The 15,113-nt window shown below is 72.6% G+C and carries 13 protein-coding genes; 4 read left to right on the forward strand and 9 right to left on the reverse strand.

Annotation, left to right across the window (positions count from 1 at the left end):
* Positions 1–40: 40 nt before the first annotated feature.
* Positions 41–1,030 (reverse strand): NAD(P)H-quinone oxidoreductase, encoded by a 990-nt coding sequence (locus ACFY5B_RS01735; protein ID WP_389963020.1) that lies wholly within the window; start codon positions 1,028–1,030, stop codon positions 41–43.
* A 171-nt stretch (positions 1,031–1,201) separates the two neighbouring features.
* Between ACFY5B_RS01735 and ACFY5B_RS01740 the strand changes: the two genes are divergently transcribed.
* Together ACFY5B_RS01740 and ACFY5B_RS01745 are read left to right on the forward strand one after the other, a co-directional pair.
* Positions 1,202–2,221 carry an ATP-binding cassette domain-containing protein gene (locus ACFY5B_RS01740; protein WP_389963023.1) on the forward strand — a complete coding sequence of 340 codons (1,020 nt, stop codon included), beginning with the start codon at positions 1,202–1,204 and terminating at the stop codon, positions 2,219–2,221.
* Entirely contained in the window at positions 2,218–3,066 is an 849-nt protein-coding gene (locus ACFY5B_RS01745; protein WP_389963026.1) for an ABC transporter permease, read from the forward strand. Before ACFY5B_RS01740 ends, ACFY5B_RS01745 begins: the two co-directional genes overlap by 4 nt.
* A 138-nt stretch (positions 3,067–3,204) precedes the next feature.
* Here ACFY5B_RS01745 and ACFY5B_RS01750 read toward each other — a convergent pair whose 3' ends face one another.
* From ACFY5B_RS01750 to pdhA, 6 genes are all read right to left on the reverse strand, one after another.
* The gene (locus ACFY5B_RS01750) at positions 3,205–4,314 is read right to left on the reverse strand and encodes a potassium channel family protein (protein ID WP_389963028.1); all 1,110 of its coding nucleotides are present in this window, start codon (positions 4,312–4,314) and stop codon (positions 3,205–3,207) included.
* Positions 4,311–5,699, reverse strand: a complete 1,389-nt coding sequence (locus tag ACFY5B_RS01755; protein ID WP_389963031.1) for a molybdopterin molybdotransferase MoeA — start codon at positions 5,697–5,699, stop codon at positions 4,311–4,313. The genes ACFY5B_RS01750 and ACFY5B_RS01755 overlap by 4 nt, the downstream gene beginning before the upstream one ends.
* Positions 5,696–6,679, reverse strand: a complete 984-nt coding sequence (locus ACFY5B_RS01760) for an NTP transferase domain-containing protein (RefSeq protein ID WP_389963034.1) — start codon at positions 6,677–6,679, stop codon at positions 5,696–5,698. Before ACFY5B_RS01760 ends, ACFY5B_RS01755 begins: the two co-directional genes overlap by 4 nt.
* Positions 6,680–6,765: 86 nt before the next feature.
* Positions 6,766–8,205, reverse strand: a complete 1,440-nt coding sequence (locus tag ACFY5B_RS01765) for a dihydrolipoamide acetyltransferase family protein (RefSeq protein ID WP_389963036.1) — start codon at positions 8,203–8,205, stop codon at positions 6,766–6,768.
* Complete coding sequence (locus ACFY5B_RS01770) at positions 8,205–9,209, reverse strand: alpha-ketoacid dehydrogenase subunit beta (protein ID WP_389963038.1); 1,005 nt, start codon at positions 9,207–9,209, stop codon at positions 8,205–8,207. The genes ACFY5B_RS01765 and ACFY5B_RS01770 overlap by 1 nt, the downstream gene beginning before the upstream one ends.
* Complete coding sequence (gene pdhA / locus ACFY5B_RS01775) at positions 9,206–10,357, reverse strand: pyruvate dehydrogenase (acetyl-transferring) E1 component subunit alpha (protein ID WP_352096433.1); 1,152 nt, start codon at positions 10,355–10,357, stop codon at positions 9,206–9,208. The genes ACFY5B_RS01770 and pdhA overlap by 4 nt, the downstream gene beginning before the upstream one ends.
* A 190-nt stretch (positions 10,358–10,547) precedes the next feature.
* On the opposite strand from pdhA, the gene ACFY5B_RS01780 reads away from it, so the two are divergent.
* Positions 10,548–11,033, forward strand: a complete 486-nt coding sequence (locus tag ACFY5B_RS01780; protein WP_389963674.1) for an Lrp/AsnC family transcriptional regulator — start codon at positions 10,548–10,550, stop codon at positions 11,031–11,033.
* Positions 11,034–11,111: 78 nt separating this feature from the next.
* Here ACFY5B_RS01780 and ACFY5B_RS01785 read toward each other — a convergent pair whose 3' ends face one another.
* Positions 11,112–11,702: a TetR/AcrR family transcriptional regulator gene (locus ACFY5B_RS01785; RefSeq protein WP_389963041.1), complete on the reverse strand. Its 591-nt coding sequence runs from the start codon at positions 11,700–11,702 to the stop codon at positions 11,112–11,114.
* On the reverse strand, positions 11,699–13,216 hold the full coding sequence (locus ACFY5B_RS01790; RefSeq protein ID WP_389963044.1) for a 3-hydroxyacyl-CoA dehydrogenase: 1,518 nt from the start codon (positions 13,214–13,216) through the stop codon (positions 11,699–11,701). Before ACFY5B_RS01790 ends, ACFY5B_RS01785 begins: the two co-directional genes overlap by 4 nt.
* 160 nt (positions 13,217–13,376) lie before the next feature.
* Here ACFY5B_RS01790 and paaN point away from each other — a divergent pair, with 160 nt between their 5' ends.
* Entirely contained in the window at positions 13,377–15,068 is a 1,692-nt protein-coding gene (gene paaN, locus ACFY5B_RS01795) for a phenylacetic acid degradation protein PaaN (RefSeq protein WP_389963047.1), read from the forward strand.
* The last annotated feature ends 45 nt before the right edge of the window (positions 15,069–15,113 follow it).

Here is a 15,113-nt window from a genome sequence, read left to right on the forward strand (position 1 = left end):
TGAGGGGCGGACCGGCCAGGCCGGGCGGGCCCGGCGAGTCTCAGGCGCCCTGAGGGGCGATCAGCAGCACCTTTCCGATGTGGCCGCTCTCCTCCACCACCCGGTGCGCGGCGGCGGCGTCCCGCATCGGGAGTTCGCGGTCGACGACCGGGCGCAGATGGCCGCCCGCGAGCAGGGGCCAGACGTGTTCGCGAACGGCCGCGACGATGGCGGCCTTCTCCTCCCGGGGCCGGGCCCGCAGGGACGTCGCGCTGATGGCGGCCCGCTTGGCCAGCAGGGCGCCGATGTTCAGCTCGCCCTTCACGCCGCCCTGCATACCGATGATCGCGAGCCGGCCGTTGACGGCGAGGGCCTTGACGTTGCGCTCCAGGTACTTGGCGCCCATGTTGTCGAGGATGACGTCGGCACCGGCGCCGTCCGTCGCCTTCCTGACCTCCTCGACGAAGTCCTGCTCCCGGTAGTTGACCAGGATGTCGGCGCCCAGCTCGGCGCACCGCTGAAGCTTCTCCTCCGTACCGGCCGTCACAGCCACCCGCGCGCCGACGGCCTTGGCCAGCTGGATGGCCATCGTCCCGATGCCGCTGGAGCCGCCGTGCACGAGGAGCGTCTCGCCGGGCCGCAGATGGGCGACCATGAAGACGTTCGACCAGACGGTGCAGGTCACCTCGGGCAGTGCCGCGGCCTGCGTCAGGCCGACGCCCTCGGGCACGGGCAGCAGCTGCCCGGCCGGGACGGCCACCTTCTCGGCGTAGCCGCCGCCGGAGAGCAGCGCGCAGACCTCGTCGCCGACGCTCCAGCCGGAGACGCCGGTGCCGATCGCGGCGATCCGCCCGGAGCATTCCAGGCCGGGGTAGGGGGACGCGCCGGGCGGCGGTTCGTAGAAGCCCTGCCGCTGCAGGATGTCGGCCCGGTTGACGGCGCCGGCCGCCACCTCGACCAGGACCTCGCCCTCGCCGGGCACGGGGTCCGGGACCTCGTCCCAGACCAGCGCCTCGGGCCCACCAGGTTCGGGAATCGTGATCGCATGCATGCAAGGGACCGTACCCCTCGGTCCCCGGACGGAGTCCCCTCCGTCTCCGGTCCCCCCGGCCCCTGCGCCATTGGTCCGGTCCCGGCGAAAACCCATGTGCGTCACCGATGAGTTTGCGCGACGGTAAAGGTCTCTCCATGCGTAGCCCAAGCACGCGGAAGGACCCGAAGCATGAGCACGCAGATGTCCGGCCTGGCGATCGAGACCGCGGGCCTGGTGAAAACGTTCGGCGAGACGAGGGCCGTCGACGGCGTCGACCTGTCCGTGCCCGCGGGCACGGTCTACGGCGTCCTCGGCCCGAACGGCGCCGGCAAGACCACCACCGTGAAGATGCTCGCCACACTCCTGCGGCCGGACGGCGGCGAAGCGCATGTCTTCGGACACGACATCGTCCGCGAGGCGGACGAGGTGCGCGGCCGCGTGAGCCTGACCGGCCAGTACGCGTCGGTGGACGAGGACCTCACCGGCACCGAGAACCTGGTCCTGCTGGGCCGGCTGCTCGGCCACCACAAGAAGGCCGCCCGCGAGCGCGCGGCCCAGCTCCTCGAGGCCTTCGGGCTCACGGACGCGGCAGCGAAGCAGGTCAAGCACTACTCGGGCGGCATGCGACGCCGCATCGACATCGCCGCGTCCATCCTCAACACCCCCGACCTGCTGTTCCTCGACGAGCCGACCACCGGCCTGGACCCACGCAGCCGCAACCAGGTCTGGGAGATCGTGCGGGCCGTGGTCGCCCAGGGCACCACCGTGCTGCTGACCACGCAGTACCTGGACGAGGCCGACCAGCTGGCGTCCCGGATCGCCGTCATCGACCGGGGCAAGGTGATCGCCGAGGGCACCAAGGGCGAGCTGAAGTCGTCCGTCGGGGCCGGGTCCGTGCATCTGCGGCTGCGCGATCCCGACCAGCGCGACCTCGCGGCAGAGCTGCTGCGCCGCGCCCTGGACGCGCAGGTGCAGCAGGAGCCCGACCCGGTCGCCCTCACCGCCCGCCTCGGTACGGCGGCGAGCGACGACTCCGCGGCCGGGCAGGCGTCCCGCGCCTTGGGCGAGCTGGCCCGCGCCGGGATCACCGTCGACAACTTCTCGCTGGGCCAGCCCAGCCTGGACGAAGTGTTCCTCGCCCTCACCGGACACGACACGCACGACTCCTCCGACCGCTCCGACGACCCGAAGGACGAGGTGGCGGCATGAGCACCGCGACGACCACCGAGAGCACAGAGCTCGCCCCGGTCAGCGCCGAGTCGCTCGCCGCCCTGCTCGTCACCAAGGAGCGGCCGCCGCGGCCCAGCGCGTGGTCGGCCTCCATGACCTTCGGCTGGCGGGCCATCCTCAAGATCAAGCACGTGCCGGAGCAGCTCTTCGACGTCACGGCGTTCCCGATCATGATGGTGCTGATGTACACGTACCTGTTCGGCGGGGCGCTGGCCGGGTCGCCGAAGGAGTACATCCAGTTCCTGCTGCCGGGCATCCTCGTGATGTCGGTCGTGATGATCACGATGTACACGGGTGTCTCCGTGAACACCGACATCGAGAAGGGCGTCTTCGACCGGTTCCGCAGCCTGCCGATCTGGCGGCCGTCGACGATGGTCGGCTATCTGCTCGGTGACGCCCTGCGGTACACGATCGCGTCGGTCGTGATGCTCACCGTCGGCATGATCCTCGGCTACCGGCCGGACGGCGGGGTCGCCGGTGTGCTCGCCGGGATCGCCCTGCTGGTGGCGTTCTCGTTCGCCTTCTCGTGGATCTGGACGATGTTCGGGCTGATGCTGCGCACCGAGAAGTCGGTGATGGGCGTCAGCATGATGGTGATCTTCCCGCTCACGTTCCTGTCCAACGTGTTCGTGGATCCGAAGACCATGCCGGGCTGGCTGCAGGCGTTCGTGAACAACAGCCCCATCACACATCTGGCGTCGGCGGTGCGCGGCCTGATGGGCGGCGACTGGCCGGCGGACGAGGTCGCCTGGTCGCTGGGCTGGGCGGCGCTGTTCGTGCTGGTCTTCGGGCCGGTCACGATGCGGCTGTACAACCGCAAGTAGCACCGCGGGCCCGGACTTCCGGCCGGCCGTCGCGCACCGGACGGGGGTGCGGGGCGGCCGGCCGTCACACACCGGGCGGAAGCGGGACGGCCGGCCGTCACACACCAAACGGGTGCGGGACGGCCGGCCGCTTGTCCGTCAGTTGTTGCGGGGCATCGGGGGCATCGGGCGGATGTCCGGCGCGACCTGGGTGGCCGGGGTCTTCCGCACGATCGTGATGAGACGGTCGGTCAGCTCCAGCCGTCCGACGGACGGATCGTCGTAGCCGAGGACCCGGTGCCCGCGTATGACGCTGACCACCAGGTCGGCGACCTCCCGCGGCGTCTTGCCCACCTCGGCCTTCACCACCGGCCGTTCCACGATGTCGAGCCCGCTGCCCTGCTGGATGAGGTCCTCCATCACCATGCCGGCGGAGGGGCTGAGCACCGACAGGCCGAGCAGCCGGCCGGCGGCACTGGCGCTGGTGACGACCGCGTCGGCGCCGGACTGCTTGAGCAGCGGGGCGTTCTCCTCTTCCCGCACGGTGGCCACGATCTTCGCCCCGCGGTTGAGCTGCCGTGCCGTCAGCGCCACCAGGACCGCCGTGTCGTCGCGCTGGGTCGCGATGATGATCTGACGCGCCTTGTGCACCTCGGCCCGGTTCAGCACCTCGCTGCGGGTCGCGTCCCCGACGATGCCCGCGTAGCCCTCGGCGGTCGCGGCGTCGATCACCTTGGAACTCGGGTCGACCACGACGACCTGCTCCTTCTTCAGACCCGTCGCGCAGACGGTCCGGATCGCCGACCTGCCCTTCGTGCCAAAGCCGATGACGACGGTGTGATCGCGCAACGTGGACCTCCAGCGGGTCAGTCGCCATTCATCCCGGGTGCGTTCGGTGAGGGCTTCGAGGGTGGTGCCGACCAGGATGATCAGGAACAGCACCCGCAGGGGCGTGATGACGAGGATGTTGGTGAGCCGGGCGCTCTCGCTCGCCGGGGTGATGTCACCGTAGCCGGTGGTCGAGAGCGTGACGGTCGCGTAGTAGAACGCGTCGAGGAGGCTGATGCCGCCGCCCGCGTTGTCGTTGTAGCCGTCGCGGTCGGCGTAGACGATCAGCGCGGTCAGGACGAGGACGAACAGCGCCATGGAAAGCCGCTTGGCGACCTGGCGGATCGGGTGCTCCACCACTTTCCTCGGGAGTTTCACCCGATGGGTCACCAGATGTTCGTCGGCCTGGCGGGCGATCGCGTCCTGGCCCGGAAGTTTCACGTGAAACACACCCCGATTCCTCCGGAGGCCCAGGGCAGGTCGAGCAGTTCCGCCTCCTGCCCCGGACGGGCGCCGCCCGGCGGGACCACGGCCAGCGCGTCGGCCGCCGCGATACCGCGCAGCATCGCGGGGCCGTTGTAGTGCAGCGGGACGGCCTCGTCGCCGCGCAGGACGACCGGGACGAGCCGGGTGTCGTGCGGGTGACCGTGCACGGCGTCCCGGAGCGGCATCGTGTACGGCTCGGGGGCCGGGCGCGCCGCGAGGACTCGCAACAGGGGCTCGGCGAGCGTCAGCAGGCCGGAGACGGCGGCGAGCGGGTTGCCCGGGAGGCCCACGAGGTGCTGGGTCTGCGTGATGCGGGCCAGCAGCATGGGGTGGCCCGGGCGCACCTCGACGCCGTCCACGAGGAGTTCGGCGCCGAGCCGGCGCAGCGTGGGGTGCACGTGGTCGACGGGGCCCGCCGCGGTGCCGCCGGTGGTGAGGATGACGTCGGCCTCGGACGCGGTGACGGCCTCGTGCAGGGCGTCGGCGTCGTCACGGATGCGCCGTACGGCGGTGACCTCGGCGCCGAGCGCCCGCAGCCAGGGCGGCAGCATCGGGCCGAGCGCGTCCCGGATCAGACCGTCGCGCGGCAGACCCTGGGTGAGCAACTCGTCACCGAGGACCAGGACTTCGGCGCGGGCGCGAGGAACGGCGGTGACCGTGTCGTACCCGGCCGCCGCCGCGAGTCCGAGGACGGCCGGGGTGACCAGCGTGCCGACGGCGAGGAGCTGGTCGCCGGTACGGCATTCCTGGCCGCGCGGGCGGATGTCCTGGCCGGGGACGACGACCCTGGTCGCGTACAGGCGGCCCTTGTCGTCGGTGCGGCCGTGCTCGCTGCGCAGAACCGCGGTGGTGTCCGGCGGGATGCGGGCGCCGGTGGCGATCCGGACGGCCTCGCCGTCGGTGAGGGGCCCGGGCGCGGCGTGCCCGGCGAGGACGCCCTCGTCCCGTACGTGCCAGGGGGCGGGGCCGCACACCGCCCAGCCGTCCATCGCTGAGGTGTCGAAGGAGGGGAGGTCGGTGAGGGCGTCGAGCGGGGCGGCGAGGGTCAGGCCGAGGGCGGTGCCGAGGGGCGCGGAGACGGGCGCGCGGCGGGCGGCCCGGGCGGTGTCGCGGCCGGCGCGCTCGGCCCGGGCCCGGGCCTCGGGCCAGGGGGTGGCGCGGTGGCGGGTGCCGGGCCGGGCGGGGGGATCAGGCTGGTGGGAGGTGTGTGCGCTGCCCGTCTCGCCTCGCGCTGCGGGGTCGGGCAGGTGGTCGCCGTTGCTGTTCCTCACGAGGGCTAGCACCTCCTCGACGTCGAGGTCCTCGGCGTCCTCACCGGCACGGGCGCTGTGCGGGGTCATCCGGCGTCCGGGCGGGTGTCGGGCGTGGCGTCGGGGGCCACGTCGCCCTGAGGGGGCTTCGAGCCGTCAGCGGAGGGCTCGGCCTCGGAGGTGCTCTCCTGCGCCCAGCGGTCGGCGAGGGCCGCGGCCCTGCGGGCGGCCTCGGTGACCGCCTCGGGGCCTCCGCCCGCCTGTGCGGCCGCGTAGCCGACGAGGAAGGTGGTCAGCGGCGCCGCGGGCCGGGCCACCCCGTGGGCGGCGTCGCGGGCGAGGTCGAGCAGGCCGCGGGTGTCGACATCGAGGTCGATCCCCAGTTCGTCCTTGACGGCGGAAATCCATTCATCCAACACGTGCCCATGCTCCCTGATACGTGCCCTGGCGGTGGCGATGTCGTCCCAGGTGTCGCAGTCGAAGGACGCGACGGGGTCGGAGATGCGGGTGAGGTCCAACTCGGCGGTGAGGCGCCGCAGGGGGAGACCGTCGAGAGCGCCGTGCCGGCCGGCGAGGTGCGCGAGCTCCTCGCGCAGCCGCGGCGCGCGGTAGGCGGCCACGAGCGGCTGGTCACGGCCTGCGGGGTCGGTCAGCAGCACACCGTCGGAGCCGCTCGCCCGCAGTGCGCTCAGCAGACGGCCCACGGTCGGCTCCTGAAGGAACGGCAGGTCGGCGGAGAGCACGGCGACGTGCTCGGCCGTGGTGTGGCGGAGCCCGGCGTCGAGCGCGGCGAGCGGTCCGCCGCCGGGCGGGTCCTCGCGGGCCCAGGTCACGGGCCGTGCGGTCGGCCGGGGCGCGGCGACGACGACGGTGGTGCGAGCGGTGGCGCAGGCCGCGAGCACCCGGTCGAGCAGGGGCCGTCCGCCCACCCGCACACCGGGTTTGTCCGTGCCGCCCAGGCGCCGCGCGGCACCGCCGGCGAGTACGACGGCGTCGTACCGGGCGGGGCCGGCCCCGTGTGCGGGACCGGTGGCGGCGCCGGGTTCACCGATGGACTCGTAGGCGGTCACCCCCCGAGTATGCGTGCCCCCGCGATCACACGGAACGCGGGGGAAGCGACGCGATCACGAAGACCAGCTCGGACAAGGAACAGGAATCACAGCGTCCGCAGCAGCACCGCGGGCTGTTCCACGCAGTCCGCGACATACCGCAGGAAGCCGCCCGCCACGCCCCCGTCGCACACCCGGTGGTCGAAGGTGAGCGAGAGCTGGACGACCTGCCGCACCGCCAGCTCGCCCTCGTGCACCCACGGCTTGGGGACGATGCGGCCGACGCCGAGCATGGCGGCCTCGGGGTGGTTGATGATCGGGGTGGAGCCGTCGACGCCGAAGACACCGTAGTTGTTCAGCGTGAAGGTCCCGCCGGTGAGGTCGCCCGGCGTCAGCGTCCCCGTCCGGCCCGCCTCGGTCAGCCGGACGAACTCGGCGGTCAGCGACTCGGCGTCGCGTGCCTGCGCGTCCCGTACGACCGGGACGACCAGGCCCCGGTCGGTCTGCGCCGCGAAGCCCAGATGCACATGGTCGAACCGGACGACCTCCCTGGCCTCCGCGTCGACCGTGGAGTTGAGCTCGGGGAAGCGGGCGAGGGCCGCGGTGCAGATCCGGGCCAGCAGGGCCAGGAGGGAGATCTTCGGTCCGCCGGCCGCGTTCATGGCCGCGCGCGCCCGCATGAGCTCCGTGGCGTCCGCGTCCACCCAGCAGGTGGCGTCGGGAATCTCGCGGCGACTGCGCGCCAGCTTGTCGGCGACGGCGCCCCGGATGCCCTTGAGCGGGGTGCGGATCTCGCCGGGCGCCGATGCCGCCGACGAGGCCACCGTGGGCTGGGGCACGGCTGCCCGCGACACGCGCGGGTGCGGCTCCGCCGACGGTGCCGTCACGCCCTGCCCGGCTGCCCGCAGGGCGTACTCCACGTCCGCCCGAAGGATCAGCCCGTCGGGACCCGAGCCGGTCAGTTCCCGCAGGTCCAGGCCGTTCTGCCGCGCCAGTCGGCGCACCAGGGGCGAGATCACGGGGACCGGGCCGTCCTCCGGGCCGGGGCCACCGGCCTGACCGTTCACGGTCGTCGCGGGGCCACCGGCCTGCGCCTGCGCGTCGGCCGGGGACGCGGCGGCGTCGGCCCGGCCGTTCAGCGGCCCGGAGGCACCGGCCTGACCGGCCGGCGCGGACGCGCCGGACACCCGCCACTCCTGCCGTACCCGGCGGCGCCGCGCGGGCGCTTCGGAGGTGCCGTAACCGACCAGGACGTTGCCCGACCCCCCCGAGCCGGTGTCATCGGCGCCGGATGCGGGCCGCTCGCCCACGGCCACCGTGATCAGCGGTGCCCCGACGGGCAGTTCCGTGCCCTCCTCCCCGAAGCGGGCCGTGACGACACCGCCGTAGGGGCAGGGCACCTCCACCATCGCCTTGGCCGTCTCGACCTCGACGACCGGCTGGTCGATCGCGACGACATCGCCGACCTCGACCAGCCAGCGCACGATCTCCGCCTCGGTGAGACCCTCACCGAGGTCGGGCAGCTTGAACTCGAGCACCTGTGCCATCAGCTCTCGGCCTCCCACTGCAGACGCCCCACGGCGTCCAGGATCCGGTCCACACCGGGCAGGTGGTGACGCTCCAGCATCGGCGGCGGATACGGGACGTCGAACCCGGCCACCCGCAGCACCGGCGCCTCCAGGTGGTGGAAGCACCGCTCCGTGACCCGGGCCGCGATCTCCCCGCCCGGCCCGCCGAAGGAACCCGACTCGTGGACGACGACCGCGCGTCCCGTGCGCCGGACCGAGGCGCACACCGTCTCGTCGTCGAACGGCACCAGGGAGCGCAGGTCGACGACTTCGAGGTCCCAGCCCTCGGCCCGGGCCGCCTCGGCGGCCTCCATACAGACGGGGACGGACGGCCCGTACGTGACGAGCGTGGCGCTGCGGCCCGGGCGCCGCACCACGGCGCGGCCGATCGGCTCGACGGGCGCCGGCTCCTCGGGGTTCCAGGAGTCCTTCGACCAGTACAGCCGCTTGGGCTCCAGGAAGACGACCGGGTCGTCGGAGGCGATGGACGCGCGCAGCAGCCCGTAGGCGTCGGCGACGGTGGCGGGCGTGACGACATGGAGCCCCGGAGTCGCCATGTAGTACGCCTCGGAGGAGTCGCTGTGGTGCTCGACGCCGCCGATGCCGCCGCCGTAGGGGACGCGGATGGTGATCGGGAGCGGCATCGCGCCGCGGGTGCGGTTGCGCATGCGCGCCACGTGCGAGATGAGCTGCTCGAACGCCGGGTAGGCGAACGCGTCGAACTGCATCTCCACGACCGGGCGCAGGCCGTACATGGCCATGCCGACGGCCGTGCCGAGGATGCCCGCCTCGGCCAGCGGGGTGTCCGTGCAGCGGTCCTCGCCGAACTCCTTGGCGAGGCCGTCGGTGACGCGGAAGACGCCGCCGAGGGTGCCGACGTCCTCGCCCATGACGTGTACGGCGGGGTCGGCGGCCATGGCGTCGCGCAGCGCGCGCGTGAGGGCCTGCGCCATGGTGGCCGGCTTGACGGCGACGGTGGTCATCGGTGCGTGCCCCCCTCCGGAGCGGTGTCGGCCTCGGCCTCCAGCTCGGCCCGCAGCTGATCGCGCTGCTCGCGCAGTTGCCCGGTGGGCTCGGCGTAGACGTGGTCGAACAGGTCCATGGGGTCCAGGACCGGGTCCTGGTTCATGTGCTCGCGCAGGGCCGCGGCCATGGTCTCGGCGTCCTGGCGTGCGGCCTCGATGCCGGCCTCGTCGAGCAGGCCGCGCCCGGTCAGCTCGCGCTCCAGCAGCCGGATCGGGTCGTGCTCGCGCCAGGTCTCGACCTCGGCGTCGCCGCGGTAGCGGGTGGCGTCGTCGGCGTTGGTGTGGGCGTCGACGCGGTAGGTGATCGCCTCGACGAGGGTGGGGCCGCCGCCCGCGCGGGCGTGGCGTACGGCGTCGGAGAGCACCTCGTGCACGGCCGCGGCGTCGTTGCCGTCGACCAGGCGGCCGGGCATGCCGTAGCCGACGGCCTTGTGGGCCAGCGACGGGGCCGCGGTCTGCTTGGCGAGCGGGACGGAGATCGCGAAGCCGTTGTTCTGCACGAAGAAGACGACCGGGGCCTGCCAGACGGCGGCGAAGTTCAGCGCCTCGTGGAAGTCGCCCTCGCTGGTGCCGCCGTCGCCGACCATGGCGAGCGCGACGACGTCGTCGCCCTTGAGGCGGGCGGCGTGCGCGAGTCCGACGGCGTGCGGCAGCTGGGTGGCGAGGGGGGTGCACAGGGGGGCGACCCGGTGCTCGTAGGGGTCGTAGCCGGTGTGCCAGTCGCCGCGCAGCAGGGTGAGCGCCTCGACGGGGTCCACGCCCCGGGCCACCACGGCGAGCGTGTCGCGGTAGCTCGGGAAGAGCCAGTCGCGCTCCTGGAGGACCATGGCTGCGGCGACCTCGCAGGCCTCCTGGCCGGTGGTGGAGGGGTAGACCGCGAGACGGCCCTGCTTGGTGAGGGCGGTGGCCTGTGCGTTGTAGCGGCGGCCCTTCACCAGCTGCGCGTACAGCGTCCTCAGCAGCTCGGGGTCGGCCTTGGCGGCCGCCTCGGTGCCGAGGACGCGGTACGGCTCGGCGTCGGGCAGCAACGGCGCGGGATCCGTCCGGGGCTGCCAGGCGGGCGGCGGGGTCGGCTGGTACGCGCCCCGCTGCTCCATGACCGTCATGACGGCACCTCCTCGTGGGAGCGGCTCGAAGAGGCGCGTCGGCTGTGACCCGCCTCACCTACCGATTGTTCGGTCGACGGCACAATTTGGCTATGGGTGCCCTCAGGCTGTGGACAAACGGTTCTCCACAGCCTGAGATGGACGCAGTACGTCCATGGCGGGGAGGTCGGCGCAGGTGGCATCTGAACAAATGGCCGAAGGCCAGGACGACAGCGCCGCGCTGCCGCCGCCACGGCCCCTGGACGCCATAGATCAGGACATCCTGCGCATGCTCCAGGCGGACGGGCGGGCCTCGATACGGTCGGTCGCCGAGCGGGTCCACGTCTCCCGGGCGAACGCCTACGCCCGCATCAACCGGCTCGTCGAGGACGGTGTCATCCGTGGCTTCGGCGCCCGGGTCGACCACCAGCGGGCAGGCCAGGGCACCTCCGCGTACATCACGCTGAAGATCGTCCAGAACTCCTGGCGGACGGTGCGCGAGGAACTCAGACAGCTGCCCGGCGCCTCCCACATCGCCCTGGTGGGCGGCGACTTCGACGTGCTGCTGCTGGTCCACGTCTCCGACAACCGGTCCCTGCGCGAGCTGGTACTGACCCGGCTCCAGGCGATCCCGCAGGTGCTCAGCACACGCACGCTGCTGGTGTTCGAGGAGGAGGACCTGGAGCCGCAGGGGTAGGTGCACTCCCCTCCTCGCGCGGCCTCGCGAGGAACGCGAGGAGGAGGACCCGGAGCCCGCAGGGCTGACAGGCCCGGGTCACCCGGCCTTGCGCAGGCCTGAGAAGGCCAGCTGCACCACCGCGTCGGCCACCTCGCGCTCGCTCATGCCGCGCCCGTCCGGCCGGTACCACTCGACGATCGAGTTGATCATACCGAAGACCAGCCGGGTCACCAGCCGGACCTCTATGTCGGCGCGCACGTCCCCGTCCGCGGCGGCCGCCTTGAGCAGGTCGGCGACCCGGTGGTCGAAGTCGCGGCGCCGCTCCAGGGCCGACCGCTCGGTGTCGGTGTTGCCGCGCACCCGCAGCAGAAGGGTCACGTAGGGCAGCTCGGTGATCAGGACCTCGACCATCCGCCGGACGACGTGTTCCAGACGGTCCGAGGCCCGCCCCACGCGCGCGGGCTCCTCGTCGAGGATCCCGAAGAGCTCGTCCAGCGCCCGGTCCACGGCCCGGCGCAGCAGCTCCTCCTTGCCGGTGACGTGGTGGTAGATCGACGACTTGGAGATGCCGGCCGCCTTGGAGAGGTGCTCCATGGAGGTGCCGTCGTAGCCGCGCTCGTTGAACACCCGGACGGCGACGGACAGCAGCGTGTCCGGGGTGTAGGTGTCGCGCTTGGCGGTGGTCATGAGGCGGTGCCCTCCCGCTTGTCGGAGGCGTGGGCGTGGCGGTACAGCGCCAGGGAGGGCGCGTAGCGCCCCGAGGGGTCGCGCAGGTGGAGGTCGTCCAGGAGCGCGTAGGCCCAGGAGCGTCCGAGCCGGCGGCTCCATTCGAAGGGGCCCAGGGGGTAGTTGACCCCGAGGCGCATCGCGGTGTCGATGTCCTCCTCGGTGGCGACGCCCTTGGCGACGGCGTCGTGCGCCAGGTCGATGATCCGCGCCACCGTGCGGGCGACGATCATGCCCGGTACGTCGCCGATGACACTGACCTGCTTGCCGAGCGCCTGGAAGAGCCCGATGGCCTCGGCGAGGGTCTGCGGGGAGGTGTCCTGGGAGGCGGACAGGGCGATCCGGGTGGCCTTGCGGTAGTCGAGCGCGAGGTCGAAGTAGACGACGTCGCGGAACTCCACGGAGGTCTGCCCGTCGGCGAGGGCGAGCTGCCCGCCGCTCGGCAGCACCAGGCGGCTGCCGCTGTCCTCGTCCTCGTCACGGACCGGGATGCCCGCCTCGCGGATCAGCGCCAGCAGCTCGGCGGCCGGGCCCAGGTCGCCCTCGGCGACGACGTACGCGGGCGGCTGCCGTTGGTCGGCGGTGTCCGGGTCGGGGAGCTCGGCGCCGTCACCGTGGTCGTACCAGCCGTGGCCGGTCTTGCGGCCGAGCCGGCCGGACTCGACCAGGCGCCGCTGGGCGAGGGACGGTGTGAAGCGCACGTCCTGGAAGAAGGACTGCCAGACCGAGCGCGTGACCGACTCGTTGACGTCCTGGCCGATCAGGTCGGTCAGCTCGAACGCGCCCATCCGGAAGCCGCCCGACTCGCGCAGCACGGCGTCGATGGTGGCCGGGTCGGCGCCCTGCGACTCGTACACCGCGAAGGCCTCGGCGTAGAAGGGCCGGGCGATGCGGTTGACGATGAAGCCGGGGGTGTCCGCGCAGGCCACGGGCGTCTTGCCCCAGGCGCGGGCGGTCTCGTACGCGCGTGTTGCGTAGGTGACGTCGGTGGCGAAGCCGGAGACAACCTCTACCAGGGGCAGCAGCGGCGCGGGGTTGAAGAAGTGCAGTCCGACGAACCGGCCGGGAGCACGCAGGGCGCCGCCGATGGCGGTGACGGACAGCGACGAGGTGTTGGTGGCGAGCAGGCAGTCATCGGAGACGATGCCCTCCAGCTCGCCGAACAGCGCCTGCTTGGCGTCCAGCCGCTCCAGGACGGCCTCGACGACCAGGGCGCAGTCCGCGAGCTCGGCGAGGTCCTCGGCGGGCAGCAGCCGGGCCCGGGCGGCGTCCCGGTCTGCGCCGGTCAGCCGCTCCTTCTCGACGAGCCGGTCCAGACGGGTACCGATCGCGTCGGCCGCCTCCCGGGCCCGCCCTGGGACGGTGTCGTACAGCCGTACGGGATGGCCCGCGACCAGCGCGACCTGGGCGATTCCCTGGCCCATGGTGCCGGTGCCGACGACGGCCACGGGGCTGCTGAGGTCGAGTGCTGTCATGTGCGCGATCCTCCCGCACGGGGTTTTCCACAGATGCGGCGGACCCCCTTGAACCGACCGATCGTTCGGTTACTCTAGCTCTGTCCGAGTGTTCCTGCCCAGGTTTCTGCCCAGGTCATGAACTCGACGAGGAGTTCTTGAGACGAGGAGTTGGTCACCCATGACCGCCGCACTCTCGGCGCACGAGCTGATCGCCCGGCACCGGTCCACCCTCGACCAGGCGCTGGAAGCGATCCGCACCCGCGCCTACTGGTCCCCGCACCCCGAGCACCCCAAGGCCTACGGGGAGAACGGCAGCCTGGACGCGGCGGCGGGCAAGGCCGCATTCGACGCCCTGCTCGGCTCCCGCCTCGACCTCGGCCAGCCGGGCACGGACGACTGGGTGGGCGGCGAGACGTCCCCCTACGGCGTCGACCTGGGCGTGACGTACCCGCACGCGGACCTCGACGTGCTGCTGCCCGCCATGAAGGCCGGACAGCGGGCCTGGCGGGACGCGGGCGCGGAGCAGCGCGCGGTGGTCTGCCTGGAGATCCTCAAGCGCATCAGCGACCGGACGCACGAGTTCGCCCACGCGGTCATGCACACCTCCGGCCAGGCGTTCATGATGGCGTTCCAGGCGGGCGGCCCGCACGCGCAGGACCGCGGCCTGGAGGCGGTGGCCTACGCATATGTGGAGCAGGTGCGCACGCCCGACAACGCCGAGTGGACCAAGCCGCAGGGCAAGCGCGACCCGCTGGCCATGAACAAGCAGTTCACGCCGGTCCCGCGCGGCATCGCCCTGATGATCGGCTGCAACACCTTCCCCACGTGGAACGGCTACCCGGGCCTGTTCGCCTCCCTCGCCACCGGCAACGCGGTCCTGGTCAAGCCCCACCCGCGCGCGGTGCTGCCGCTCGCCCTCACCGTGCAGGTCGCCCGCGAGGTGCTCGCCGAGGCCGGCTTCGACCCCAACCTCGTGGCGCTGGCCGCCGAACGCCCCGGCGAGGGCATCGCCAAGACGCTCGCGCTGCGCCCCGAGATCCGCATCATCGACTACACGGGCTCGACCGAGTTCGGCGACTGGCTGGAGGCCAACGCCCGCCAGGCGCAGGTCTACACGGAGAAGGCCGGCGTCAACACGGTCGTCGTCCACTCCACGTCCGACTACAAGGGCATGCTCTCCAACCTGGCGTTCTCGCTGTCCCTGTACAGCGGCCAGATGTGCACCACCCCGCAGAACCTCCTCGTCCCCCGCGAGGGCATCTCCACCGACCAGGGCCCCAAGTCCTACGACGAGGTCGTCGCGGACCTCGCCAGGTCCGTCGACGGGCTGCTCGGCGACGACGCCCGGGCGAACGCGCTGCTCGGCGCGATCGTCAACCCGGACGTGAAGGCCCGTCTGGAGGCCGCCCCCGGGCTGGGCGAGGTCGCCCTGGCCTCCCGCGAGATCACCAACCCGGACTTCCCGGGGGCCGTCGTCCGTACGCCGGTGATCGTCAAGCTGGACGGGGCCAAGCCGGACGACGAGGCCGCGTACATGAGCGAGTGCTTCGGGCCGGTGTCCTTCGCCGTGGCCGTCGACTCCGCCGAGGACGCCGCGGAGCTGCTGCGGCGGACCGTCCGTGAGAAGGGCGCGATGACCGTCGGGGCGTACACGACCGACCCCGAGGTCGAACAGGCCGTGCAGGAAGTCTGCCTGGAGGAAGCGGCGCAGCTGTCGCTGAACCTCACGGGTGGGGTGTACGTGAACCAGACGGCCGCGTTCTCCGACTTCCACGGGTCGGGCGGCAATCCGGCGGCGAGTGCGGCGCTGTGTGACGGGGCGTTCGTGGCCAACCGGTTCCGGGTGGTCGAGGTGCGGCGGGACGCCTAGGAGCCCCCCGGGGGGTGCGGTGATCGTGCGTCTGCCGGCGCGCAG

The organism is Streptomyces sp. NPDC013187, from assembly GCF_042899705.1.
Classification (GTDB): domain Bacteria; phylum Actinomycetota; class Actinomycetes; order Streptomycetales; family Streptomycetaceae; genus Streptomyces; species Streptomyces hawaiiensis_A.